Annotated in this window: 1 protein-coding gene; it reads right to left on the bottom strand. The window is 55.3% G+C overall.

From position 1 onward, the window contains the following. The coding region (locus IFT53_RS23550; RefSeq protein WP_446737718.1) for an EF-Tu C-terminal domain-related protein at positions 1 to 414 on the bottom strand (414 nt) is incomplete at its 5' end.

Raw genomic sequence — 414 nt, 5'->3', positions numbered from 1 at the left:
TTACTCGACGATCGAAGCAACGATGCCAGCGCCGACGGTACGGCCGCCTTCGCGGATAGCGAAGCGCAGCTTTTCTTCCATCGCGATTGGAACGATCAGTTCGACTTCAACAGTAACGTTGTCGCCTGGCATAACCATTTCCGTGCCTTCTGGAAGCGAAACGATACCGGTCACGTCAGTTGTACGGAAGTAGAACTGTGGACGGTAGTTCGTGAAGAACGGTGTATGACGACCGCCTTCTTCCTTCGTCAGGATGTAGGCTTCAGCCATGAACTTCTTGTGCGGCTTAACAGAGCCTGGCTTGCAAAGGATCTGACCACGCTCAACGCCATCGCGCTGTACGCCACGAACCAGTGCACCGATGTTGTCGCCAGCCTGGCCCTGATCGAGCAGCTTGCGGAACATTTCAACGCC

The sequence above is a fragment of the Rhizobium sp. CFBP 13644 genome, assembly GCF_014842165.1.
In the GTDB taxonomy this organism is placed as follows: domain Bacteria; phylum Pseudomonadota; class Alphaproteobacteria; order Rhizobiales; family Rhizobiaceae; genus Agrobacterium; species Agrobacterium tumefaciens_C.
Note: the sequence above shows the minus strand (reverse complement) of the source record. Positions and strands in the feature narration are given on the sequence as shown.